The following is a 24579-nucleotide window of genomic DNA, read 5'->3' on the forward strand; positions in this document are numbered from 1 at the left end:
AAGGGAGAAAGCATCCGTGAAGCACAACTGCTCCCGGCCCCGCGCCGACCGGTCCGGACGCATCGCGCGGGCCTCGTCTCGTCTCGGAGCGCTAGGTCTGCCGCCTGGGCACGATCATGGCCGGGACGGGCACGTGGCGCAGGATTCGCGACGCGACCGAACCGAGGAACACCTGTGACGCGGGGGCGGCCGCTCCGGATCCGAGCAACAGCATGTCACCGTCTTCCCAGGCAACGTCGTCGACGGCCCCCCGCCAATCGACGCCGGTTCCGATCACGACGTCCACGTCGGGAAGCGTCACCGTGGAGCGGACGTCGTCGAGTTGACGGGCCGCCGCCTCCATGGTTTTGCGCGCCCACTGCCGGACGACGAGATCCTCGGCGGAACGCTCGATCGACATGCCGAACGATCCCACCGGTGAGACGTGGAACGACACGATCCGCAGCCGCGCGTTCCACTGCTTCGCCAGTTCGGCGCTGGTGGCGATGAGCCCCACCGCGTCCGCGGCGCCCCCGTAGGCCACCGTCAGCCGCCGAACGGGAACGGGACTCGCGGGATAACCACGCGGTGCAAGCGCCACCGGCACGCGCGAGGTGTAGATCAGCCGCTCCGTGACACTTCCCAGGGTGACCCGGCCGAGCAGACCGGAGGACGACGACCCGACCACCACCAGATCCGCGCCGTGCCGACTCACCAATTCGGTCAACCCGTTGGGGATCGAGGTCGCATCGTGGACCACCACGGAGATGTCCAGGTCGCCACGCACCTGTTCGACCACCCGTTCCAGCGAGGCGGTGGCCCGGGACGCGAGGTAGCCGCGGTACTCGTCCTCGATCGGATCGACGCCGGCCGGCAGCGACCGCTCGACGACGACGGCGGCGATGACCTTCTCGCCCGTGGTGCGGGCCAAGCGCGCCGCCAGGTTGACCGGCGCGCTGCCCAACCGGCTCGAGCTGAACGCGGCGATGATCGTCATCGGAAGGCCTGTGCCGCCGACGCCACCGGAGTCGCCACGATGTGCGTGACCGGCACGGTGGGATACTCGGCGCGGGCCCGGTCGACCACTTCGAACCGATGCCACACGGATTCGTCGAGCGGCAGCGTCGCGATCACGATCTGATCCGGGTGGAAGGTGTCGACGGCGTTGGCCAGAGCGCGCAGTGGCCGGTAGTCGCCGAGCGCGCCGTCGGCACGGTGGTTCTCGGAGCGCAGGGCCGACACCGTGTGCTCCAGCCGTGCGCTGGCCGCCTGCTGGGTTGCCTCCATCACGTCGAGCGGGCCATGGGTCGCAGCGACGCCGGTCTCGATCGGGCTGGCAGGCACCACGACGTAGTACTGGGAGGCATGGTCGGCGCCGATGCGGCGCAACTCGTCGAGCAGCTCGGCGGAGTTGGCCGTCTCGTTGGCCAGCACCAGGACCCGGCGGGGTTCGACAGCCGGAGCAAGCTCGGCCGGCACCGGACGACGGGCGATGAAGCGCTTGTTGGCGACGTAGAAGACGATCACGACCGCCCAGGACAGCAGGCTCAGGATCAGCTGCGACCGCGAATCCTTCGAGAGGCCCATCTGCGTCAGAATCGCCACGATCGCCGCGACCGTGAAGATCGACAACACCGGGAACAACCACATCTTCACGCGAAGGTTCGCCGACCCGATGCGACGCCGCAGCACGATCTGAGAGATGCCGATGAGGCAGTAGATGAACAGGATGACGGCGCCGCTGGAATTCAACAGGAACGCGAAGACCGTGTCCGGCGAGACCGCCGCCGCGATGACGCACAGGAAGCCGATGATCGACGACACGAGAATGGCGACGGCGGGAACTCCACGCTTGGTGACGCTGACCAGTTGCATCGGCGCCTCACGGCGCGCGGCGAGGACGAAGAGCATGCGCGATGCGGTGTACATGCCCGAGTTCAAGCAGCTCAGCACCGCTGTGAGCACCACGGCGTTCATGACGTGGTCGGCGTAGGGCAGCCCCATCTCGGTGAACGCGGCGACGAACGGCGACGCGGCGACCAGCTGATCGTTCCACGGAATGATGGCGGTCAACAGGAAGATGGAGCCGACGTAGAAGATCGCGATGCGCGCGATCACCGAATTGGCCGCCTTGGCCACCGCCTTTTCCGGATTCTTCGACTCGGCCGCGGCAATGGTGGCCACCTCGGCTCCCGTCATCGAGAAGATCACGGTCACAATGGCGGCGGTGATGCCGACGAACCCGTGCGGCAGGAATCCGCCGTGGGCTGTCAGGTTGGTGAAGTTCACCGACTTGTCCGGCCACAGACCCAACACGAAGGCGGCGCCGAGCGCGAGGAAGGCGATGATCGCGGCGACTTTGATGCCGGCGAACCAGTACTCGAACTCGCCGAACGACGAGACCGAGAACAGGTTCGTCAGCGTCATGGCGGTCAATAGCACCAGCGAGCACAACCACAACGGGATGCCGGGTATCCAGTACTGTACGATCTTCGCTCCGGCGATCGCCTCGAACCCGACGATGATCACCCAGAAGTACCAGTAGAGCCAGCCGACCGAGAAGCCGGCCCAATTTCCCAGCGCAGCGCGCGCATAGTCGGCGAACGACCCGGTCGAAGGGTTGGCCACCGCCATTTCTGCGAGCATCCGCATGACCATGATGACCAGGAACCCGCACATCGCATAAGCGAGGAACGAACCGGGTCCGGCGCTGTCGATGACGACGCCGGAGCCGACGAACAGTCCGGCTCCGATGACTCCGCCGATAGCGATCATCCTCAGCTGGCGGTCGCTGAGCCCTTTCTTCAAGCTTGTTGCGCTCATGGAAACCCTCCGGCTCCATCGGCATGTCCCGCTGCGCGCACGCGCAGGGGATGGCGAAATCAATCGCAGTCTGGATGGGACGACGCGAACGGTTCGCGGACCGAATACGAGGCCGGCTCTCCGAGGTAAACAGCCGGAGAGCGCGCCTGATTCATCAGGTCCTCCGCTGCGTTACGTGCATGGGATCGTGCTATAGGCCACAGTGCAGGGCACGGTGGTTGCCGGTCAAGTGGTAGAAGCGGCACATCGCGGACTTTCGCGAAGTCCCCAATAGAGACGCCCATGGTTTGAATGGTGGCGGGGGTCGTCAGGAAACAGCTGTGAACCGCGCCATCTGGCCGCCGCGCGCAGGGATGGGGGCCTGTCCGCGACATGGCCTGCCGCGGTCCCGGCCCGCCGCGCTCACTGACTGCCGATGCTCGAGACGACCCAGTCGTGGAAGGCCCCGATGTGGTGCTCGGACGGAACGAGGACGCCGCCCCTCGCGTACGCGCGGGAGTCCATCGCCGGCTGGCACCGCTCACACGCGTCGAAGTCCTGCCGGTTGACCCGGTGGAACAGCTCGACCGAGGAGGAGACGTCCCGGCCGGACGAGACGACCGCCTTGGAGTACAGCCAGTCGCACTCCACGATGGTGCGGTCCTGCGCGACCGGGAACATCCGGTGGAAGATGATGTGGTCGGGCACCAGGTTGATGAAGACGGTGGGCTTGACGGTGATGGCGTAGTAGCGCCGGTCCTGCTCGTCGTGCACCCCTGGCAGCTTGTCGAAGCCCTCACTGCCGTCGACGGTGAAGCCCTTGATCTCCTCGCCGAATTCTGCGCCGTGGCCGACGAAGAACTGCGCGGCATACCCGTCGGCGAACTCCGGCAGAACCTCGGTGAGCTCGGGGTGGATCGTGGCGCAGTGGTAGCACTCCATGAAGTTCTCGACGATCAGCTTCCAGTTGGCCTTCACGTCGTACGTGATCCGCCGGCCGACCTGGAGGTCCTCGATCTCGTACGCGTCGATCGCCTCGAGCGACCCGAGCCGCTCGGTCACCGCCCCCTGCACCTGCTCGGCGAACGACGGCGGCTCGTCGGCCAGGCAGACCCAGGCGTACCCGAGCCACTCGTGCAGGTGCACGGCGACCAGGCCGTACTCGGTACGGTCGATGTCCGGCATGCTGGTCAGGTTCGGGGCGGCGATGAGCTTGCCGTCTAGCCCGTAGGTCCATGCGTGGTACGGGCATTGGAAGGCGCGCTTGACCTCGCCCGCCTCGTCGGTGCACAGCTTGGCCCCGCGGTGCCGGCAGATGTTGAGGAAGGCGCGCAGCCGGCCGTCGCGTCCGCGTGCGACCAGCACGCTTTCCCGGCCGACCTGCACTGACCGGAAACTTCCCGGCGTGGCGAGGTCGCTTGCGCGCACGGCGCAGAACCACATGTTCTCGAAGATGTGCGACTGTTCCCGCCGGAAGACGCCCGGATCGGTGTAGTACTCGCCGGCCAGCGTCGGGATGAGGCTGGCGGGCAGGTTGACAGCAGTCACGGGTACACCTCAAGGAGGGCCTCGGGCGACGTCGAGAAGTCACGCCGCGGGTCGAACAGGCTGATGGGATGGGAGGTGGAGCCGGCGGTAGCGAGATCGGCGAGCACCTCGCCGACGACCGGCACGAACTTGAAACCGTGCCCGGAGAACCCGCAAGCGACGGTGACCTGTGGGTGCTCCGGATGGTTCGCGATGACGAAATGCTGGTCCGGAGTGTTCGTGTACATACAGGTCGCCGCGCGCAGGAAACGCCCGGGCAGAGTGGGCAGCACCCCGGCCAGGTGATCACCCATGGCGCGGATCTCCTCCGGGTGCACCTTCCGGTCGATCGTCTCCGGAGTGCAGATCTGCCCCCGGCGGAAGAACGCGACCTTCGCTCCCCCTTCCGGACCGTCGATGGCCGGAAAGCCGTAGATCTGTGTGGCGGAAGCGTCCTCGTGGATGTAGACGGGATGGCGCTCGGGCCGGAACGCGGCCACCCCGGCCTCGGGCTGCCACCAGTACATGACCTGCCGCTCCACGGCGAACGGCAGACCCAGGTCGGCGAGCAGATCGGGAGCCCAGGCGCCAGGACAGATCACCAGCTGATCGGCGGTGTACACACCGTCCACGGTCGTGACCTGCACGCCGCCGCCGGCCGACGCCTTCCAGCTGCGGACCGGCTCCTCGTAGCGCAGATCGGCACCGGACCGCTCCGCCAGCTGCAGGTGGGCGGCGACCGTCGCCTCCGGGCGTGCGAAGCCGGCCATCGCCTCGTACAGCCCGAACTCGTCGTCGTGCGGGCTCAGCGTCGGGAAACGACGACGGATCTCGGCGGCGTCGAGGACCTCGTGCGCCAGGCCCCACTGCCGGGAGGCGCGGAGGCTGCCGGAGAACGTGAGGCTGTCCTGTCTGCCGATGAACACGCCACCGGTGAGCGAGAAGATGTCCCGTCCGGTGTCGCGCTCCAGTTTCTCCCACAGCTCGTAGGCACGCAGAAGAAGCGGCACATAGGCCGGGTCCTCGAAGTACGACTGCCGGATGATGCGCGAGCCGCCGTGGCTGGACCCGCGGTTGTGCACGGGTCCGAAGCGCTCCAGGCCGAGGACCCGCCGCCCTCGGGCCGCCAGGTGATAGGCCGCGGCGCTGCCCATGCCGCCGAGTCCGACGACGATGACGTCATAGCTTGCCATTGGTCTGTTGCCCCATTTCCGGGATCGGCCGTCAACGGCGGATGTGCTCCATCTGCGGATCGAACAGCGGCTCCTCGGCCACGGTCGCCGGCAGGTGCTCGCCGAAGTACTCGATGGTCACGGCGGTGCCGGGCACCGACACTGCGCTGGGAAGCCAGGCGTACGCGATCGTGCGCCCGATGCTGTAGCCGAAGGAGGCGCTGGTGACATAGCCGGCGGGGTCGCCCGCCGCGAACACCGGTTCCTTGCCCATGACCACCGACGCCGGGTCGTCCAGTGTCAGGCAGGTGAGCCGGCGCCCCGCGGTCTCCGCCGAGCGGCCTTCGAGGGCTGCGCGGCCTACGAAGTCGCCCTTGTCCATCCGCACGGCGAAGCCGAGGCCCGACTCGTACGGATCGTGCTCGGTCGTCATGTCGGTGCCCCACGCCCGGTAGCCCTTCTCCAGCCGAAGGCTGTTGAAGGCGCTACGCCCGGCGGCGATGACGCCGTGCTCCTGGCCCGCGGCCCAGAGCGTGTCCCAGAGCTTCAGGCCGGTGTCGGCGCCGGTGTAGATCTCCCACCCGAGCTCACCGACGTAGGACAGGCGCATCGCGGTGACCGGGACCTCGCCGATGTAGGCCGACTTGGCGCGGAAGTACTTGAAGCCGGTGTGGGACAGGTCCGCTGTGGTCAGTGGCTGGACGAGCGTCCGGGCCAGCGGGCCCCACAGGCCGATACAGCAGGTCCCGGCCGTGATGTCGCGTATCTGGACCGAACCGTCGGCCGGTAGGTGCCGGCGCATCCAGTCCTCGTCCAGCGGGCCGTTCGCGCCGACCTGGAACACGCTCTCCCCGAGGCGCGCCACCGTCAGGTCGCTGCGGATGCCGCCGTCGTGGTCGAGCATGAGGGTGTAGGTGACCGAGCCCACCGACTTCGCGAGGTTGTTGGTCGTCATGCGCTGCAGGAAATCCAGCGCGCCGCGACCGGTCACCTCGAAGCGGGTGAGCGGCGTCATGTCGTACATCGCGACCCGCTCGCGGGTCGCCTTGGCCTCCGCCGCCGCGATCGGTGACCAGTAGCGCGCCGACCACGCGTCGCGGCCGGGAACCTCCACGGAGTCCAGCAGGCCGGCGTTGGCGTCGTACCAGTACGGCCGTTCCCAGCCGGCGCCTTCCAGGAAGAAGGCACCGAGTTCCTGCTGACGGGCGTAGAAGGGGCTGGTGCGCAGCGGCCGGGGCCGTTCCATGGGCTGCAGCGGATGGATGATGTCGTAGACCTCGACGAAGTTCTGCCGGCCGCGCTCGGCGATGTAGTCGGGGGCCAGCTGCACCTGCTCGAAACGGTGCAGGTCGCACTCGTGGACGTCGGTCCGCGGCCGGCCCTCCACGAGCCACTCCGCCATGGCGCGCGCGACGCCCGCCGAGTGGGTCACCCATACCGCCTCGGCTACCCAGAAGCCTGCGAGTTCCCGATGCTCGCCCATGAGCGGCGCCCCGTCGGGAGTGAAGGAGAAGATGCCGTTCATGCCCTCCTCCACTTTGGTCTCGGCCAGGGACGGCAGCAGGGCGACGCTCTGCTCCCACGCCTGCTCGAAGTCCTCCTCGGTGAACGGAAGCACCGAGGGCATGACCGGCGCCTCGGCCGACGAGAGCACCTCGTCGATCCGGACCGGCATCGGGCGGTGCCCGTAGTAGCCGATGCCGATGCGGTCGCCGTGCTCGCGGTAGTAGAGGTCGTGATCCTGATGGCGCAGGATGGGGCTACCGGCCTCGAGGGCCGGATCGGTGACCCCGACGAGCGACGCCACCTGACCGGTCTTGGCGTACTGGTGCGCCAGCGGCAGCAGCGGGATGGTCAGGCCCACCATCTCCCCGATCCTGGGGCCCCAGAAGCCGGCCGCGCACACCGCGATGTCGCAGGCGATGAGACCCTGATCGGTCTGCACGCCGGTGACTCGTCCGTCCTCCTGCGCGATGCCGACCACGGTGTGGCCGCCGAGGAACCGGGCGCCGCGCTCGATCGCGCGCCGCGCTTGCGCCTCGACCGCCCGCACCGGCTTGGCCAGACCGTCGGTGGGGACGTACAGACCGCCCAGCACCTTGCTCGCTTCGAGCAGCGGGTGCCGGGCCGCGCACTCTTCGGCGCTGAGCAGGACACCCTCGACGCCCCAGGACGTGGCCAGGCCGTGCTTGCGCTTCAGGTCGGCCCACCGCTCCTCGGTGGTGGCGACCTCGAGGCCGCCCACCTGCCGGAAGCACCACTGGCCGTCCAGCGTCAGGTCACTGAGCTTGCGTACCGTGTAGGTCGCGAACTCGGTCATCGTCTTCGAGCCGTTCGTCTGGAACACCAGGCCAGGCGCATGGGAGCTCGAGCCGCCGGTGGCGAAGAGCGGTCCCTGGTCGACCACGGTGACATCGGTCCAGCCGCGGTCGGTCAACTCGTCGGCGAGCGAAGCGCCGACGATGCCGGCGCCGATGATCACCACGCGGGAGGGCTTGGTCATGAGCGTCCTTTCAGGTGGCTCGGTGCGCGACCCCTGCGTGTTCGACCAGCTGCAGCGAGTAGCGGAATACGCAACAGAATGCGTCGTACGCAACGCGTAGTCAAGACATCCGATGAGAGTGAAGTTTCCGGTCCTGAAGCCTGCTACGGGCTCATGGCCGAGACGCGCAGACAACGTCGTCATCGGCGCGGCATCGAGTGCCGCCGTCGAGGCTGAACGTGCCGGACGTGGTCAGGTGCTCCATCCGTGCGGTCATCAGAACATGACCACCGAGCGCAGCACGTCGCCGTGGTGCATCTTGTCGAACGCGGCCTCCACTTCGTCGAGCTTGATCCTCTCGGTGACGAACGCGTCGAGGTCGAGGCGGCCCTGCCGGTACAGCTCGACGAGCATCGGGAAGTCACGCGACGGCAGACAGTCGCCGTACCAGCTGGACTTGAGCGCCCCACCGCGGCCGAAGACGTCCAGCAGTGGCAATTCCAGCGTCATCTCCGGCGTCGGGACGCCCACGAGCACCACCGTGCCGGCCAGGTCACGGGCGTAGAACGCCTGCCGGTACGTCTCCGGCCGGCCGACCGCGTCGATCACGACGTCTGCGCCGTTCCCGCCGGTGAGATCCCTGATCGCTTGGACCGGGTCACCGGCGCCGGCGTTGATCGCGTGGGTGGCGCCCAGTCCCTTCGCCCCGTCGAGCTTGCGGTCGTCCAGGTCGACGGCGATGACCGTCGTCGCGCCGGCCAGATGCGCGCCGACGATCGCCGCGGTCCCGACGCCACCGCACCCGATGACCGCCACGGAGTCACCGCGGCCCACCGCGCCGGTGTTGAGGGCGGCGCCCAGCCCGGCCATGACGCCGCAGCCCAGCAGCCCGACCGCAGCCGGCGACGCCGAGGCGTCCACCTTCGTGCACTGGCCCGCCGCCACCAGGGTCTTCTCGACGAAGGCGCCGATCCCCAGCGCCGGCGAGAGCGGCGTGCCGTCCGCGAGGGTCATCTTCTGAGTCGCATTGTGGGTGTCGAAGCAGTACCACGGCCGGCCCCGCCGGCACGCCCGGCACTGACCGCAGACTGCGCGCCAGTTCAGGACGACGAAGTCGCCGGGAACCACCCCGGTCACCCCGTCACCGACCGCCTCGACCACTCCGGCGGCCTCGTGGCCGAGCAGGAAGGGGAATTCGTCGTTGATGCCGCCCTCGCGGTAATGCAGGTCGGTGTGGCAGACGCCGCAGGCCTGCACCTTGACCAGGGCCTCCCCCGGGCCCGGATCGGGGACGATGATCGTCTCGACCGAAACGGGTTCGCCCTTGCGCCGGGCGACGACTCCGCGTACCTCGTGTGCCATCGTGGTTGCGCTCCTGTCCGTGAGTTGATGAGCGGGAAGACGGCCGCGCGATCGGGGTGCAACACACCGGAGCGCGCGACGATCGGCGGGCACCGTGGTCGAGCGCCAGGCATTCGACGTCGCGCCCGACCGGGTCGGCGGGGCGTCAGAAGCCCGTGTAGAGCGGATGCCGGTCGGCGAGCTTGGCAACGCGGTCGCGCAGGTCGGCGCCGACCGCGTGGTCGAAGCCCGGGTGCAGTGCTGTGGCGATCACCTCGGCCACCTCGTGGAAGTCCTCGGGACCGAAGCCGCGGGTGGCCAGCGCCGGGGTGCCGATGCGCAGCCCGGAGGTGATCATCGGCGGACGGGGGTCGAACGGTACGGCGTTCCGGTTCACCGTGATCCCGACCTGATGCAGCCGGTCCTCGGCCTGCTGTCCGTCGAGTGCCGACTCGCGAAGATCGACGAGCACCAGGTGCACATCCGTGCCGCCGGTGAGCACCTTCACCCCGGCCGCCGGATCGCTACCGGCAAGGCGCTCGGCCACGATGCGAGCCCCCGCCAAGGTGCGCGCCTGCCGGTCGCGGAAGTCCTCCGAAGCAGCCATCTTGAAGGCGACGGCCTTCGCTGCGATCACATGCTCGAGCGGACCACCCTGCTGCCCCGGGAACACCGCCGAGTTCAGTTTCTTCGCGATGTCACCGGTGGCCAGGATGACGCCACCCCGGGGGCCGCCGAGCGTCTTGTGGGTGGTGGTCGTGACCACGTGCGCGTGTGGCACGGGATTCGGGTGCAGGCCCGCCGCGACGAGGCCGGCGAAGTGCGCCATGTCCACCATCAGGTAGGCGCCGACCTCGTCGGCGATGCGGCGGAAGTGCGCGAAGTCGAGGTGGCGCGGATACGCCGACCAGCCGGCGATGATGAGCTTCGGCCGGTGCTCGCGTGCCAGCCGCTCGATCTCGTCCATGTCGACCAGGCAGTCGGACTCGCGAACGTGATACGCGACGACATTGTAGAGCTTGCCGGAGAAGTTGATCCGCATGCCGTGCGTGAGGTGGCCGCCGTGCGCGAGGTCGAGACCGAGAATCGTGTCGCCGGGTGCGAGCAGCGCCATCATCGCCGCGGCATTGGCCTGGGCGCCGGAGTGCGGCTGCACGTTGGCGTACTCGGCGCCGAACAGGGCCTTCACCCGATCGATCGCGAGCTGCTCGGTGACGTCGACGAACTCGCACCCGCCGTAGTAGCGGCGTCCCGGGTACCCCTCGGCGTACTTGTTGGTCAGCACCGATCCCTGCGCCTCCATGACGGCGCGGGGGGCGAAGTTCTCGGACGCGATCATTTCCAGCGTCGACTGCTGGCGCCGCAGTTCCTGCCGGACGGCGACGGCAACCTCTGGATCAAGTTCCGCCAGGGGCCGATCGAGGAGGGAGGGGGACGTGACGTGCATCGTGGGTGACTCCTTCGCTACAGACGGCGAAGTTGCACCATACGATGCGTGTTGCGCACAGCACAACGGCTAGGCGAAGAATCCCATCCGGGCGCTCACCTCGTCCGCGGCCGACCGGACCAGTCGCGCCACTTCGGGATAGGTGGCGGGCTGCAGGCGGTAGGCCGGACCGGAGACGCTGAGCGCGGCGATCACCGACCCGTCGGCACCACGGACGGGGGCGGCGACCCCGTTGAGCCCGACCTCGTACTCCTCCTCCGTGCCGGCCCAGCCGGCGGTCGCGACCTCCCCCAGCACGTCCTTGAGGGCGGCGGCGTCCACGATCGTCGCCGCCGTGAACCGCTGCAGGGGCGCGGTGAGCACGGCCGCACGAACGTCGGCCGGCGCGTACGCGAGGAGCACCTTGCCACTGGACGTGGCGTGCAACGGAGTCTGCTGACCGACCCAGTTGTGGCTGGCGATCGACGCGCCGCCGCGCACCTGGGTGATGTTGACGGCCCGGTCGCCGTCGAGAATCGCGATATTGACCGTCTCCCCCACTTCGGCGGCGAGACGCTCACACGCCGACCGGCTCTGCCGGGTGATGTCCAGCTGCGCGGTGACCGTGCCGGCCAGCCGGACGATGCCGAAACCGAGCCGGTAGCTGCCACGGTCTTCGGACTGCTCCACGAACCCCCGGCTCTCCAGCGCCGCCAGCAGCCGAAACGCGGTCGACTTGTGCACCCCCAGCTCCTTGCCGATGTCGGTGACTCCGGCGTCGCGACGACGGGCGAGGATCTCCAGGATGGCGAGCGCCCGGTCGACCGACTGGACGAGGGCTGGACCGGGCTCGCCGGCCGGCATGTCAGCTGAGTTGCTCATGACGCAACGATAAGCGAGTGACGCTTTCGCATCCGAACCCCCTTGACGGGGTCCTCGTACGGGTGGACTCTGTTGCGTATCACAGTAATTGTTTTTTATTACACAACGGAGGCCGGGCGATGATGCGCAGGATCGCGGTCGTCGGTGCGTCGCTGGCAGGCTTGTCCGCCGTCCGCGCTCTGCGCCGGCAGTCCTATGACGGTCAGATCATCGGCATCGGCGCGGAGCGGCACGAGCCGTACGACCGACCGCCGCTCTCCAAGGACTTCCTGACCGGACGGTGCACGGAGGCCGACCTCGCCCTGCGGGACCCCGATGAGGCGCTGGAGGTCGACTGGCGCCTCGGCGCCGCCGCAGTGCGGCTGGATCACCACCGCCGCACGATCATCCTCGACGGCGGTCAGGAGATCCGGGTCGACGGCGTCGTCCTCGCGACCGGCGCACGGGCCCGGCGGCTGCCGGGCACGGAGGGACTGGCGGGTGTGCACACCCTGCGCACCCTCGACGACGCCGTCGGCCTGCGTGCCGCGCTCTCCGGCGCCGAACGGCTCGTCGTGGTCGGGGCCGGCTTCATCGGTGCGGAAGTCGCCTCGAGCGCCCGCTCGCTCGGCCTCGACGTCACCGTCGTCGAAGCCCTTCCCACGCCGCTCGCCGGGCCGCTGGGCGCGCAGATGGGATCGGCATGCGCGGCGCTGCACGCCGACCATGGCGTACGCCTCATCACCGGGACCGGGGTCGCCCGCATCACCGGCCGCGGCCGTGTGGAAGCGGTCGAGCTCCTGGACGGGACCCGGCTGCCCGCCGACGTGGTGCTGGTCGGAGTCGGCGCCCAGCCCAACGTCGAGTGGCTGGCCGATTCGGGACTGGAGATCCTCGGTGGAGTGGTGACCGATGCAACCTGCGCGACCAACCTGCCGAACATCGTCGCGACGGGTGACTGCGCGGCTCCCTTCAACCCGTACGCCGACGGCATCGTCCGCAGCGAGCACTGGACGCACGCCCTTGAGCAGCCGGCTACTGCCGTCGCAACGCTCCTCGCAGGCCGGCACGGCGGCCCGCTGCACACGGCCGTGCCGTACTTCTGGTCGGATCAGTACGGCGTGCGCATCCAGTTCGCCGGGCACCGCAGGGAAGGCGACACGGTTCGCATCGTGGAGGGCGCCACCGAGGACCGCAGCTTCCTCGCGGTGTATGAGCGCGATGGCCGGACCGTCGCGGTGCTCGCCATGAACAAGCCGAAGCTGTTCACGCGGTGGCGGCGCCAGGTGCACATCCCCGACCGTGCCCGTGGGCTGCACGCCGTGGCCCGGACCGGGTTCCCGTCAGGCGTCAGCAACCTACCGCAACAGGAGAGTGCGTGATGTTCCCTGTCTGCCCCCTCAGCTCGATCCCGCCCGGCGAGTCCTACCGCTGGGCGGCCGATCCCCCGGTGGCGATCTTCCACACCGAGGACGGCCAGGTCTTCGCCATCGACGACACGTGCACCCATCAGGACGCGTCGCTGGCCGACGGCTGGCTCGAAGGCTGCGAGGTGGAGTGCCCGCTGCACGCGTCCCGCTTCGATCTGCGCACCGGACAGGTCGATGCGCCCCCGGCGAAAAGACCGGTGCGCACCCACCAAGTCATGATCAGCGACGGCATCGTCCACGTCGCGCTGTCCGGCCAGGAGCCGAACCTGCCACCCGGTCCGGCGACCGCCGCCGGCGACCGACCGGCGTGAGGCGCGCGAAGCATCGAGCAATCGCCAGGCCGTGAGTTCCTTCCCGGCACGGTCGCGGCCGGCACGGCCCCGGTAAGGGCATGATCGGCGCCGGCACCGGGGAAAGTGACATGTTCGGTTCGAGAACGGCCGGCTTCCTGGGGGCCCGATATGATCAGCGTCTTCGACATGTACAAGGTGGGAATCGGGCCGTCGAGCTCCCACACGGTCGGTCCGATGCGTGCGGCGAACTCTTTCGTGGCCCGGTTAATTTCCAAGGGTCTGCTCGACCGCACCTGCGGCGTCGGAGCCGAGATGTTCGGCTCGCTGGGCGTCACCGGCCACGGCCACGGCACCGTCAAGGCCGTGGTGCTCGGGCTCGAGAGCGAACAGCCCGACCTGGTGGATCCGGCGGCCGCCGAGCCACGCGTGGAAGCCGTCCGCACGCAGAGGCAGCTACGGCTGGCAGGCACCCGGCCCATCCCCTTCTCGATGGACGACGATCTGGTGTTGCATCGCGGCAAGAGACTCCCCTTCCACACCAACGGCATGCGCTTCAGGGCCCGGGACGCCACCGGGCACGTGCTGATGAGCAGGGAGTACTACTCGGTCGGCGGCGGCTTCGTGCTGGACGAGGACGAGATCGAGCACTCCGACCTCATGGCTGACGACCGGCAGAGGCCGGTGCCGTATCCGTTCAGTTCCGGCGACGAGCTGGTGCGGCGCACCCGCGAGACGGGCCTGAGCATCAGCGATCTCATGCTCGCCAACGAGGCGAGCCGACGCAGCGAGGAGGAAACGCGTTCCGGCCTGCTGCACATCTGGTCGGTGATGCAGGATTGCGTCGATCGCGGCATCCGGGGAACGGGAACCCTGCCGGGCGGGCTCAACGTGCGGCGGCGCGCAGGGCTTCTGCGCCAGACCCTGGAGGCCACCGAGGACCGCAACGACCCGCTCCGGGCCATGGAATGGGTGACCTTGTACGCGCTTGCCGTCAACGAGGAGAACGCGGCGGGAGGTCGCGTGGTCACCGCGCCCACGAACGGCGCCGCCGGCATCGTTCCGGCCGTTCTGCACTACTACCGGGACTTCGTCGGGTCCTGTTCCGAGGACGGGGTGGTGCGGTTCCTGCTGACCGCCGCGGCGGTCGGCATCCTGTTCAAGGAGAACGCCTCCATCTCCGGGGCGGAAGTCGGCTGCCAAGGAGAGGTCGGGTCGGCGTGTTCGATGGCGGCCGCCGGGCTCGCCGAGGTTCTCGGCGGCACCCCGGATCAGGTCGAGAACGCAGCAGAGATCGGGATCGAACACAACCTCGGGCTGACCTGCGACCCGATCGGTGGGCTGGTGCAGATTCCCTGCATCGAACGCAACTCCATCGGGTCGATCAAGGCCATCACCGCCGCGCGGATGGCCGTGCGCGGCGACGGCGAGCAGTTCGTCTCCCTGGACAAGGCCATCAAGACCATGCGGGACACCGGGGCGGACATGAAAGACAAGTACAAGGAGACGGCCCGCGGCGGTCTGGCAGTCAACGTGATCGAGTGCTGAGGAGGCTTCGATGTCACGAACGTTCATCGTCACCCTGAGCTGTCCCCAGCGCCCGGGTATCGTCCATGCGGTCACCGCGTTCCTCTTCGCCCACGGCTGCGACATCGTGGAGCACCAGCAGTTCGACGATCCCATCCGGGGGGCGCTGTTCCTCCGGACCGAATTCGCGATGGTCGGCGACGCCGACGCCGGGAAACTGTCCGACGCCTTCAAGAGCGAGGTCGCCGACGAGTTCGGGATGACATTCCTGTTGTCGGACGGCAGCCCCGAGCGGGTCGTGGTGATGGTCTCCCGGATGGGGCACTGCCTCAACGACCTGATCTTCCGGTGGCGCGCCGGCAGCCTCAACGCCGACCTCGTCGCCGTGGTGTCCAATCACGAGGATCTCCGCTCGATGGCGGAGGCCGCGGGGCTGCCGTTCTACCACGTGCCGGTCACGCCCGTGTCCAAACCGCAGGCCGAGCAACGATTGCTCGAGATCGTCGATGAGCATCGCGCCGAACTGGTGGTTCTTGCTCGTTACATGCAGGTTCTCTCGGACAATCTGTGCCTGAGACTGCTCGGACGAGCCATCAACATCCACCACTCCTTCCTGCCCGGGTTCAAGGGGGCGAAGCCGTACCACCAGGCCTACGACCGGGGCGTGAAACTGGTCGGGGCCACCGCCCACTACGTGACGCCGGACCTCGACGAGGGTCCGATCATCGAGCAGGAGGTGATCCGGATCGATCACAGCTACGATCCCCGGGCGCTGGCGACCATCGGCCAGGACGCCGAGGCACTCGCGCTGTCCCGGGCCGTGCGCTGGCACTCCGAACGACGCGTACTGCTCAACGAGCGGAGCACGGTGGTCTTCCGATGAGCGTGGGCGCCGCTGAGAGAGGGCCGGTTTGACCGGGGTCGCCGATCCCGGGAAGCGTCGGTCGTCCGTCCGATCTGCCCGCGGCGCACCACGGTTCGATCGGGGAAGGTCCCGGATCGGTCTGCTTCAGGTCTGCGCCGCCGGAGTTCTGTGGGGAACCGGCGGTCTGGCCGTCACCGTGCTGCACCAACGCGACGGGCTCGGCGTGTTGACCGTCAGCGCCTGGCGGATGCTGCTCGCGACGGCCACGCTGATCGGGTGCGCCGTCGCGACACGTCGGTGGACATCGGTCCGGGCGACGATGCGCGAGCAGCCGGTCCTGGCCGTCGTGATGGGCTGCTGCACCGCCGCCTTTCAGGGCCTCTTCTTCGTCTCGGTGCTGGAGGTCGGGGTCAGCGTGGCGACCGTGGTCACGATGGGCCTCGCCCCACTTCTGTCCGCGACCTGGGAACATCTGCGGGCCCGCACCCGGCCCTCGGCGCGGCAGGCAGGGGTGCTGGCTGCCGCGCTGGCCGGGCTGGTCCTGATCGGCGCGACAGCAGACCACGGATCGGGAGGAACGGGCGGCTCGCCGTACCTGGGTCTGCTCTCGGCTGGGGCCGCCGGGGCGGCATACGCTGCGACGACGGTTCTCGGACACGGCGCTGCGCAACGGAGCGACCCGGTGGCATTGACGACCTGTACCACCACCGTCGGCGCCCTCGTCCTCGTTCCGGTCCTGCCGGTCACAGCGATCGGTGGCCACCCTCTGCTCGGGGCCAGCCCGGGGTCGCTGGTCCTGCTGACCTATCTCGGCATCGCCACCATGGCGCTGGCGTACTTCTTGCTGTACGCCGGTCTGCGCACCACGTCAGGGTCGGCCGCAACCGTGGCGACACTGCTCGAGCCGGTGTCCGCGGCCGTGCTCGCCACCGCGTTACTCGGCGAGCGCCTGCCCTGGCCGGCCCTGCTGGGGGGAGCCCTGATCCTCATCGCGGTGGCCGCGCTGCCCCCCACCGAGGAACGTCTCGTGCAGGCCTGAAGCGGTACCCGAGGTCACCGCCACCGGCGCCTCCTCGGTGTGTTTCTCCTGGCCTGCCGACCGCTCGTTCTCCTGCATCGCCTCTTCCTTCCCGGTCTCGTGATGGCCGGACACCTTCGCGGACGCCGCTGAACAGGGCGCCGGACGGCTGGCCCTTACCTACTTGGGCTTGTGCAGACCGCCGAGGGTCTCGATGGTCCGGAGGATCAGCTGTCGCGGTACTCCACCGCTGCGTCGAGCAGCCATCGCGCCAGGTAGGTGGCGAACGACGAGCGGACCAGGATCTGATAATTGTTCCCGGTGTCGTCGAGGGCGATCAGCACCACGCCGGTGAGCCCGAGCAGGGTCTGCGCCGCCGCACCACGACGGAAGACGGCGGGATGCAGGTCGATCGAGCACCCGGCCGCCAGCACGTCCCGGGCGTTCGCACCGGCGAGCCTCAAGGTGGTGCGCTGCGCCGAGACGTCGACCACTGCGCCGCGCCCCCTGACCGCCTCCCGCAGTCCGGCCTCCAGCTCCTGCGGCGTCCGGGAGCGATCGGTGACCAGCCACTCGTCGGGCCCCAGCCAGATCGCCCGCCTGTCCCCCGATTCCACCCAGGTGGAGGGCGTGGTGGGCAGATCGATGCCCAGGTGACTGCCGACGTCCGCGGCGGCGGCGCCGGCTGGATCAACCCGGAGATCGGCCATCGCGATGAACGGCTCGGGCACGACCTGCGCGCTCGCCGGAAATCCGAGGAGCAGGGGCCCACGAGCGTCGCCGGGCCGGTGGGAGGCGGACTCGATGAACTGCTGCAGTGGACTGGTGCGAGCCAGCGCCTCAGCCGTCACGGCGAGCTCCTTCCGGGTCAACCAGGACAGGTCCGGCAACCTCCACCGGAACCAGCGAGCCGGCCACCGTGACGTACACCGTCTCCCCGACCCGGCTACGACCGGCCTTGACCAGGGCCAGCGCGAACGATCGGTCCAGCTCGGCACTGTGGTAGCTGGAGGTGACGTGCCCGAGCATGGGGACCGGCGGCGCCGGCAGCGCCGGGCCGTCGACCACCTGTGCACCTTCGGGCAGCAGCAGACTCCGGTCCTGCGGCAGCAGCGCGACGAGCTGCTTGCGGTCGGGACGGCGGTTCTCGGCACGTGCGAAGGATCGCTTCCCGATGAAGTCGGGCTTCTTCTTCGAGACCACCCAGTCCATCCCCAGGTCTTGCGGGGTCACGGTTCCGTCGGTGTCCTGACCGACGATCGGGTACGCCTTCTCCGCCCGCAGCACGTGCATGGTCTCGGTTCCGTACGGGGTGATCCCGTACTGTTTCCCGGCCGCCATCAGCCGGTCCCACAGCGCCTCGGCGTACCACGCGCCGACGTTGACCTCGTAGGCGAGCTCGCCCGAGAAGCTGACCCGGGCCAGGCGCACGGGCACATCGCCGATCGTCGTGTCGCGCCAGGTCATGAACGGGAACGCCGCTTTCGACACGTCCACGTCGGCGAAGACGGCGCCGACGACATCCCGGGAGCGCGGGCCGACCACCGGGAACGTCGCCCACTGCTCGGTCACCGAGGTCAGGTACACCCGCAGGTCGGGCCATTCGGTCTGCCGCCACTCCTCCATCCAGTCGACGACCGCGGCGGCGCTCCCGGTGGTGGTGTAGGCGAGGAACCGATCGTCGGCGAGCCGCAACACCGTTCCGTCGTCGAGGACCATGCCGTCGGCCCGGCACATGACGCCGTACCGGATGGAGCCGACCTTCAGGCTGCTCATCATGTTGGTGTAGATCCGGTCCAGGAACACCCCGGCGTCGGGCCCCTGCACATCGATCTTGCCTAGGGTCGAGCCGTCGATCATGCCGACCCCGGTGCGGACCGCCGCACATTCGCGTAGCACGGCGGTCTCCATGTCCTCGCCTGCGAGCGGGTAATACCGCGGACGCTTCCATTGCCCGACGTCCTCCCACACCGCGCCGCGCGCGAGGTGCCAGGCATGCACGGCGGTGGTGCGCTCGGGGTCGAACAGAGCTCCGCGGTGGCGACCGGCCAACGCGGCGAACGCCACCGGGGTGTAGGGCGGCCGGAAGGTCGTGGTGCCCATGTCCTCGACCGGCCGTCCCGTCAGCTCGGCGGCGATCCCGGAGGCCACGACCCCGGAGGTCTTTCCCTGGTCGTGTGCGGTGCCGATCGTCGTATAGCGCTTGATGTGCTCGACCGTGCGCATTCCGGCACCCACGGCGCGGGCGATGTCCGCCACCGTGGCGTCGCGCTGCAGGTCGACGAACTGCGTCGTTCCGTCGCCGTCCGGATCCGGTACCCGCCAGAGCACCAGCGGCGCAAGCCGGCCGGGGCCGGGCTCGGTGCTGGGGGCCACCCGCTGCTCCGGGCCGCGCATACCGAGCGAGGTGAGCGCCGCCTCGGCGGCCACCCGGCCGTCGTCGAGGCAGTCGCCCAGCTCCACGACTCCGGCGGCGGCTCCGGCGACCGTCGTGCCGCTCAGGTCCTCACCGGGCACGAACGCGCCGAGGCGGCCGTCGTAGCGAAGCCGGCCGCCACCCTGGCTGAACAGGTGGACCGCCGGGTTCCAGCCGCCGCTGACCAGCAACAGGTCACAGGGGATGCGCTCGCTGCGTGCCGGCGACGTGTCGCCGAAGGCCGCTACCCGAACAGCGGCAACCCGCTCGACACCCTCAGTCCCGATAACGACCTGACCCGCACGCACCTCGATCCCCTGCCGTGCGCAGGCCTCGGTCCCTGCGGCGGGCGTCTCGGCGCGGGCGTCGACGACCGCGTGCACACGCGCCCCCGCCGCCGCCAGGTCGACTGCCGCGGCGTAGGCGCTGTCGTCCGTGGTGAACACCACGACGTCGCGTCCGGCCAGGACGCCGTAGCGGTGCAGGAACGTCCGCGCACCACCGGCCAGCATGATCCCCGGCCGGTCGTTGTCGTTGAACACGACAGGGCGCTCGTGCGCGCCGGTCGCGATCACCACGTGCCGGGCCCGGATCCGCCAGACCCGCTGCCGGGACCGGTTGCGCGGGGCGGCGGCGCCGAGGTGGTCGGTGCGCCGCTCGAGCGCCAGCACGAAACCGTCGTCGAAATACCCGAAGGCCGTCGTTCTCTGCAGATGCCGGACGTCGGCGAAACCAGCCAGCTCAGCGGTGACCGCGCCCACCCAGTCGAGGCCCGGGCGGTCGTCGACGCGGTCGTTGCTCCCGAGGAGCGACCCACCCGCCTCGGACTGCTCGTCGACGAGCACGACGCGGCCGCCCGCTCGCGCCACGGTGAGCGCAGCGACGAGGCCCGCGGGGCCGGCGCCGATCACGAGTACGTCGGTATGCACGTTCCGGGCGTCGTAGCGGGCGGAGTCGGCGACGTCGGCGAGCCGGCCCTGACCGGGAATGCCGCGGGCGACGAGGCCGTCGGTCAGCTCGACCGTCGTGGCCAGCAGCATCGGCTCCGGAAACGGCTCCTCGATCTGTACCAGGCCGTTCGGGTCCTCGGCCCAGGCTGCTCCGATTCCACGGGGCCGGCCGAGCTTGATGCTGGTGGTGATCCGGTGCACGTCGTTGGCCAGCAGCGCTGACGCGAGCGTGTCCCCCGGATGCCCGGTGAGGCGACGGCCGTCGAAGGTGAACCCGTAGGTGGCGGTGCGGTCGATCCGGCCGCCGGAGGGAAGGCGCAGCGACGCCGCGGACGTGGTGGGCCCCTCGCCGACGTCGCTCATGTCGTCTCCGGCTTCGTCTGGTCGGGCCGATAGACATGGTGGAAGCGGTAGGTGACGGTGTCGCGGACCGCGTTGAACCAGCGCCGGCACCCCAGGGCGTGCATCCACCGCTCGGCGAAGAGGCCACGGGGGTTGTCACGGAAGAACAAGTAGCGCGCCCACTCCTCGTCGGACACTGCGCTCGGATCCGCCGGATACGGCACATGCGCCTGGCCGCCGTAGTGGAACTCGACCTCCTCGCGCGGCCCGCACCACGGGCACCGGATCAGCTGCACGATCGCTCCTCGGGGGTCAGTGCGCGACGCCGGCGGCGCCGTGTTCGTCGATCAGAGCCCCGGTGACGAAACGGTCGAGGCTGAACGGGGCGTTGTACGGGTGCGGTTCGTCGTTGGCGATCGTGTGCGCGAGACACCATCCGACGCCGGGCGTGGCTTTGAACCCGCCGGTGCCCCACCCGCAGTTCAGGTACAGCCCCTCGTACGGTGTCTTGCTGACGATGGGAGACGCGTCGGGGCACACATCGACGACTCCGGCCCAGCTGCGCAACAGGTGCGCTCGGGCGAACACCGGGAACAGCTCCACCGCGGCCGCCATCTGCCGCTCGATGATGTGAAAGGAGCCGCGCTGACCGTAGCCGTTGTAGGGGTCGATGCCGGCGCCCATCACCAGTTCGCCCTTGTGCGCCTGCGAGACGTAGACGTGCACGTAATTGGACATCACCACGGTCGGGTGGACCGGCTCGAGGAGCTCGGACACCAGCGCCTGCAGCGGGTGACTCTGCACCGGGACCCGCAGACCGAGCATGTCGGTCAGCACGGTCGTACTGCCCGCCGCGCACAACGCCACCCGGCCCGCCGCGATGTCCCCCCGCGTCGTCCGCACACCGGTGACCCGATCGCCGTCCGTGACGAAGCCGGTGACCGCGCAGTCCTGAATGATGTCCACACCGGCCTGGTCGGCGCGGCGCGCGTATCCCCATGCGACGTAGTCGTGCTTCGCGATCCCGGCGCGCGGTTGGTAGACGGCGCCGAGCACCGGATAGCGCAGCTCCTGCGAGATGTTGACGATCGGGCAGACCTTCTTGACCTCATCGGGAGTGAGCCACTCCGCGTCGATCCCGTTGAGCCTGTTCGCCTCGGCACGCCGCACGCTGTCGCGCACGTCCTGCAGAGTGTGCGCAAGGTTCAGGACGCCTCGCTGACTGAACAGAATGGGATAATCGAGCTCCTGCTCGAGGGTCTCCCACAGCTTCAGGGCATGCTCGTAGAGTGCGGCGCTCTCGTCCCACAGATAATTGGACCGGATGATCGTCGTGTTCCGGGCCATGTTGCCGCCCGCCAGCCAACCCCGCTCCAGCACCGCGACATCGGTGATGCCGTGGTTCTTGGCGAGATAGTGCGCCGCCGCGAGGCCGTGCCCACCTCCGCCGACGACAACCACGTCGTACGAGCGCTTCGGCTCCGGATTGCGCCACAGGAAGTCGGGGTGTTCCGGTAGGTGGGCTCCGGGACGCACTGGTCCGCTGTCTACCGTGGTCATCGAAGACCTCCGCCGGCTGTGGGTGGAGGGGACATCGTGTCGCCAAACGGGGCGCCGGCTCGCGCAGCAACGACATATTCGACCCCTCGCGGTAGGCTACGACCGTCGATGTAGAGCGTCAAGTTCGCTCGAAAGCAGGCCGAATCACCGCTCTGCAAGGCCTCGGCGACGTCGACACATCGCGCTGTCCGCACCCGATCCGCGCTCTTGACGCGCCCGGGAAAAGAGGCGCATCGTGAATCCACGCTCGGCAATCTCCCGCACCGCCCAGCATGGCTCGATGCGCCGAACGCATTGGAGGCCGCGTGATCAGAATATGCGCGCCGGCAGATTCTCATCCGGGCGAGTCGATGCGCGTCACCACGCATGTCCCCATTGCGGTTCTCACCGTCGACGGCGTGCTGCTCGCGATCGACGACACCTGTACGTATCAGGACGCGTCGTTGTCGCAGGGATGGCTCGAGGGCTGTTCGATCGAGTGCCCGCTGCATTCGACGCAGGCATCGGCTCCTGCCGGCACCTGACCGCAGTCCTTGCGATGAACAGTCCTCGACTGTTCACCCGCCTGCGCCGGGAGCTTGCCACTGTCGGCCGGTCCAGGACCTGACCACAACAACATCCGTGCCGGGCGCGACGAGAACCAGACCAGTCGGACGGTTCCCGTCCGAACACAACTGACGAGGGAGCGTCCGCTGATGGCCGTCAACGCGCACGACAAACGCCACGAACCTGACCCCGGGGTTCACCCGCCGTTCGAACCGCCGTCCCTTCAGCAGGAGGCGGAGGGGCAGCACTACCCGACCGACTGGGTGGTCTTCGCGGTGTCCGCACTGCTCGTGATGGCGTTCATCGTCTGGGGCGTGGTGGACACGGAGACGCTGAGCGACGTGTCCGCGACCGCGCTGACCGGGGTCATCACCGGCGGCGGGTGGGCGTTCGTCCTGACAGCGAGCGGCTTCGTCGTGTTCGCGCTCTGGCTCGCGCTCAGCAAGTACGGGCGTATCCCGTTGGGCCGCGACGGCCAGGTCCCGGAGTTCCGCACCGTGTCATGGATCGCGATGATGTTCAGCGCCGGAATGGGCATCGGTCTCATGTTCTACGGCGTCGGCGAGCCGCTGTCGCATTACACGTCGCCGCCGCCCGGCACGGTGTCACCTGACACGCCGGAGGCGTTGGACGTGGCGATGGCCACCACGCTGTTCCACTGGACGCTGCATCCCTGGGCGATCTACGCCGTGGTCGGCTTGGCCATCGCGTACGGGACGTTCCGCCGCGGCCGCCGGCAGCTGATCAGCTCGGCGTTCGCCCCGCTGCTGGGCCACCACCGGACCGACGGATTCTTCGGCCGCACCGTCGACATCCTGGCGATCTTCGCGACGCTGTTCGGCTCCGCCGCATCCCTGGGGCTGGGGGCGCTGCAGATCGGCGGCGGCCTGCGGGCCGGTGGGTTCATCGACTCGGTCGGGACGGGCCTGTCAGTCATCATCATCGTGGTGTTGACGATCGCCTTTGTGGCGTCCGCGGTGTCGGGCGTAGCCAAAGGGATCCAATGGCTGTCGAACGTCAACATGGTGCTCGCCGCGCTGCTGGCGCTGGTCGTTTTCGTGGGTGGCCCGACCATCCTGATCCTCAACCTGCTGCCCACCATGATCGGAGACTATTTCGGGAACCTCGCACAGATGGCCGCCCGCACCGCCGCGAGCGGCGGCGATGCCACAGCCGAGTGGCTCTCCGGGTGGACGGTCTTCTACTGGGCCTGGTGGATCTCGTGGACGCCGTTCGTCGGTATGTTCATCGCCCGGATCAGCCGCGGCCGCACCATCCGGCAATTCGTCGCGGGAGTCATTCTCATCCCGAGCGCGGTCAGCCTTCTCTGGTTCGCCATCTTCGGTGGTGCGGCGATCACGGCCCAGCGAGGCGGCACCGACCTTGCGTCGCAGCCCATCGAGGGTCAGCTGTTCGGTCTGCTCGACACGCTGCCGCTCGGCTCCGTGCTCGGTGTCGTGGCGATGACGCTGACCGCGATCTTCTTCGTCTCCGGCGCCGACGCGGCCTCGATCGTGATGGGCACGCTGTCGCAGCGGGGAACGATTCACCCCCCGCGCCGCTCGGTGGTGTTCTGGGGGGTCGCCATGGGTGCGGTCGCGGCGCTGATGCTTCTGGTAGGCGGCAGCGACGCGCTGTCGGGCATCCAGAACGTCACGATCATCATGGCCGCGCCGTTCCTGCTGGTCATGGTGGTCATGTGCGTCGCGCTGACGAAGGACTTGCGTAACGATCCGCTGGTTCGTCGCGGCCAACGCTGCGCTCGGGCTATCGAGCAGGCAGTCGATTTCGGCACGCAGAGCTATGGCGACAGCTTCTTCTTGACGGTCAAGCCGATGCCGGCCGGTGGCGTCGCGGACGGCGCGACAGCCTCCGTGGCCGGCCCGGACCAGCAGAAGCCGGCCGGGCCGATCCCGGAGCAGCCGAGCAGCGATGGCATCGCGGAGACGAAGGGCGCGAGCCGGCCCGATTGACGTCAAAGACCGGTGAGGTCGATCGGGCGACCCCGCCGCTGGGGCGCCGGGTGATGGACCACCAGTAGTCGA

General features: G+C 69.0%; 19 protein-coding genes. 7 read left to right on the forward strand and 12 right to left on the reverse strand.

Features of this window, described 5'->3' with window-relative positions:
* Positions 1-91 precede the first annotated feature (91 nt).
* The 8 genes from ACSNN8_RS24555 to ACSNN8_RS24590 form a co-directional block, all read right to left on the reverse strand.
* Positions 92-976, reverse strand: coding sequence for a universal stress protein (locus tag ACSNN8_RS24555; RefSeq protein ID WP_436651823.1), 885 nt, complete (start codon positions 974-976; stop codon positions 92-94).
* Positions 973-2802 (reverse strand): amino acid permease, encoded by a 1830-nt coding sequence (locus ACSNN8_RS24560; RefSeq protein ID WP_436651825.1) that lies wholly within the window; start codon positions 2800-2802, stop codon positions 973-975. The genes ACSNN8_RS24555 and ACSNN8_RS24560 overlap by 4 nt, the downstream gene beginning before the upstream one ends.
* A gap of 402 nt (positions 2803-3204) precedes the next feature.
* The gene (locus tag ACSNN8_RS24565; protein ID WP_436651827.1) at positions 3205-4329 is read right to left on the reverse strand and encodes an aromatic ring-hydroxylating oxygenase subunit alpha; all 1125 of its coding nucleotides are present in this window, start codon (positions 4327-4329) and stop codon (positions 3205-3207) included.
* Positions 4326-5501 carry an N-methyl-L-tryptophan oxidase gene (gene solA, locus ACSNN8_RS24570; protein WP_436651829.1) on the reverse strand — a complete coding sequence of 392 codons (1176 nt, stop codon included), beginning with the start codon at positions 5499-5501 and terminating at the stop codon, positions 4326-4328. The genes ACSNN8_RS24565 and solA overlap by 4 nt, the downstream gene beginning before the upstream one ends.
* A 31-nt stretch (positions 5502-5532) precedes the next feature.
* A complete protein-coding gene (locus ACSNN8_RS24575) occupies positions 5533-7983 on the reverse strand; it encodes a GcvT family protein (protein WP_436651831.1) in 2451 nt (816 codons plus the stop codon).
* 255 nt (positions 7984-8238) lie between these two features.
* A complete protein-coding gene (locus ACSNN8_RS24580) occupies positions 8239-9324 on the reverse strand; it encodes an S-(hydroxymethyl)mycothiol dehydrogenase (protein ID WP_436651832.1) in 1086 nt (361 codons plus the stop codon).
* Between the two features lie 145 nt (positions 9325-9469).
* Positions 9470-10816, reverse strand: a complete 1347-nt coding sequence (glyA, locus tag ACSNN8_RS24585; protein WP_436651834.1) for a serine hydroxymethyltransferase — start codon at positions 10814-10816, stop codon at positions 9470-9472.
* Between the two features lie 3 nt (positions 10817-10819).
* Positions 10820-11611, reverse strand: a complete 792-nt coding sequence (locus ACSNN8_RS24590) for an IclR family transcriptional regulator (RefSeq protein ID WP_436651835.1) — start codon at positions 11609-11611, stop codon at positions 10820-10822.
* A 17-nt stretch (positions 11612-11628) separates the two neighbouring features.
* On the opposite strand from ACSNN8_RS24590, the gene ACSNN8_RS24595 reads away from it, so the two are divergent.
* From ACSNN8_RS24595 to ACSNN8_RS24615, 5 genes are all read left to right on the forward strand, one after another.
* Positions 11629-12972 (forward strand): NAD(P)/FAD-dependent oxidoreductase, encoded by a 1344-nt coding sequence (locus ACSNN8_RS24595; protein WP_436651837.1) that lies wholly within the window; start codon positions 11629-11631, stop codon positions 12970-12972.
* Complete coding sequence (locus tag ACSNN8_RS24600) at positions 12972-13331, forward strand: bifunctional 3-phenylpropionate/cinnamic acid dioxygenase ferredoxin subunit (RefSeq protein WP_436651981.1); 360 nt, start codon at positions 12972-12974, stop codon at positions 13329-13331. Before ACSNN8_RS24595 ends, ACSNN8_RS24600 begins: the two co-directional genes overlap by 1 nt.
* A gap of 150 nt (positions 13332-13481) precedes the next feature.
* Positions 13482-14858: an L-serine ammonia-lyase gene (locus ACSNN8_RS24605; RefSeq protein ID WP_436651838.1), complete on the forward strand. Its 1377-nt coding sequence runs from the start codon at positions 13482-13484 to the stop codon at positions 14856-14858.
* 10 nt (positions 14859-14868) lie between these two features.
* Entirely contained in the window at positions 14869-15720 is an 852-nt protein-coding gene (purU, locus tag ACSNN8_RS24610) for a formyltetrahydrofolate deformylase (protein WP_436651840.1), read from the forward strand.
* 28 nt (positions 15721-15748) lie between these two features.
* The gene (locus ACSNN8_RS24615) at positions 15749-16741 is read left to right on the forward strand and encodes a DMT family transporter (RefSeq protein WP_436651842.1); all 993 of its coding nucleotides are present in this window, start codon (positions 15749-15751) and stop codon (positions 16739-16741) included.
* A 206-nt stretch (positions 16742-16947) separates the two neighbouring features.
* Here ACSNN8_RS24615 and ACSNN8_RS24620 read toward each other — a convergent pair whose 3' ends face one another.
* Genes ACSNN8_RS24620 through ACSNN8_RS24635 form a run of 4 tightly spaced genes read right to left on the reverse strand, consistent with a single transcriptional unit; the run spans position 16948 to position 21988 of the window.
* On the reverse strand, positions 16948-17571 hold the full coding sequence (locus ACSNN8_RS24620; RefSeq protein WP_436651844.1) for a sarcosine oxidase subunit gamma: 624 nt from the start codon (positions 17569-17571) through the stop codon (positions 16948-16950).
* On the reverse strand, positions 17561-20449 hold the full coding sequence (locus ACSNN8_RS24625; protein WP_436651846.1) for a 2Fe-2S iron-sulfur cluster-binding protein: 2889 nt from the start codon (positions 20447-20449) through the stop codon (positions 17561-17563). The genes ACSNN8_RS24620 and ACSNN8_RS24625 overlap by 11 nt, the downstream gene beginning before the upstream one ends.
* Positions 20446-20724: a sarcosine oxidase subunit delta gene (locus ACSNN8_RS24630; protein ID WP_436651848.1), complete on the reverse strand. Its 279-nt coding sequence runs from the start codon at positions 20722-20724 to the stop codon at positions 20446-20448. Before ACSNN8_RS24630 ends, ACSNN8_RS24625 begins: the two co-directional genes overlap by 4 nt.
* A gap of 16 nt (positions 20725-20740) precedes the next feature.
* Positions 20741-21988, reverse strand: a complete 1248-nt coding sequence (locus tag ACSNN8_RS24635) for a sarcosine oxidase subunit beta family protein (protein ID WP_436651849.1) — start codon at positions 21986-21988, stop codon at positions 20741-20743.
* 272 nt (positions 21989-22260) lie between these two features.
* Here ACSNN8_RS24635 and ACSNN8_RS24640 point away from each other — a divergent pair, with 272 nt between their 5' ends.
* Positions 22261-22512 carry a Rieske 2Fe-2S domain-containing protein gene (locus ACSNN8_RS24640; protein WP_436651851.1) on the forward strand — a complete coding sequence of 84 codons (252 nt, stop codon included), beginning with the start codon at positions 22261-22263 and terminating at the stop codon, positions 22510-22512.
* Positions 22513-22683: 171 nt separating this feature from the next.
* Positions 22684-24507, forward strand: coding sequence for a BCCT family transporter (locus tag ACSNN8_RS24645; RefSeq protein ID WP_436651852.1), 1824 nt, complete (start codon positions 22684-22686; stop codon positions 24505-24507).
* The last annotated feature ends 72 nt before the right edge of the window (positions 24508-24579 follow it).

It is taken from the genome of Actinoplanes sp. URMC 104, assembly GCF_051386375.1.
Lineage (GTDB): Bacteria > Actinomycetota > Actinomycetes > Mycobacteriales > Micromonosporaceae > Actinoplanes.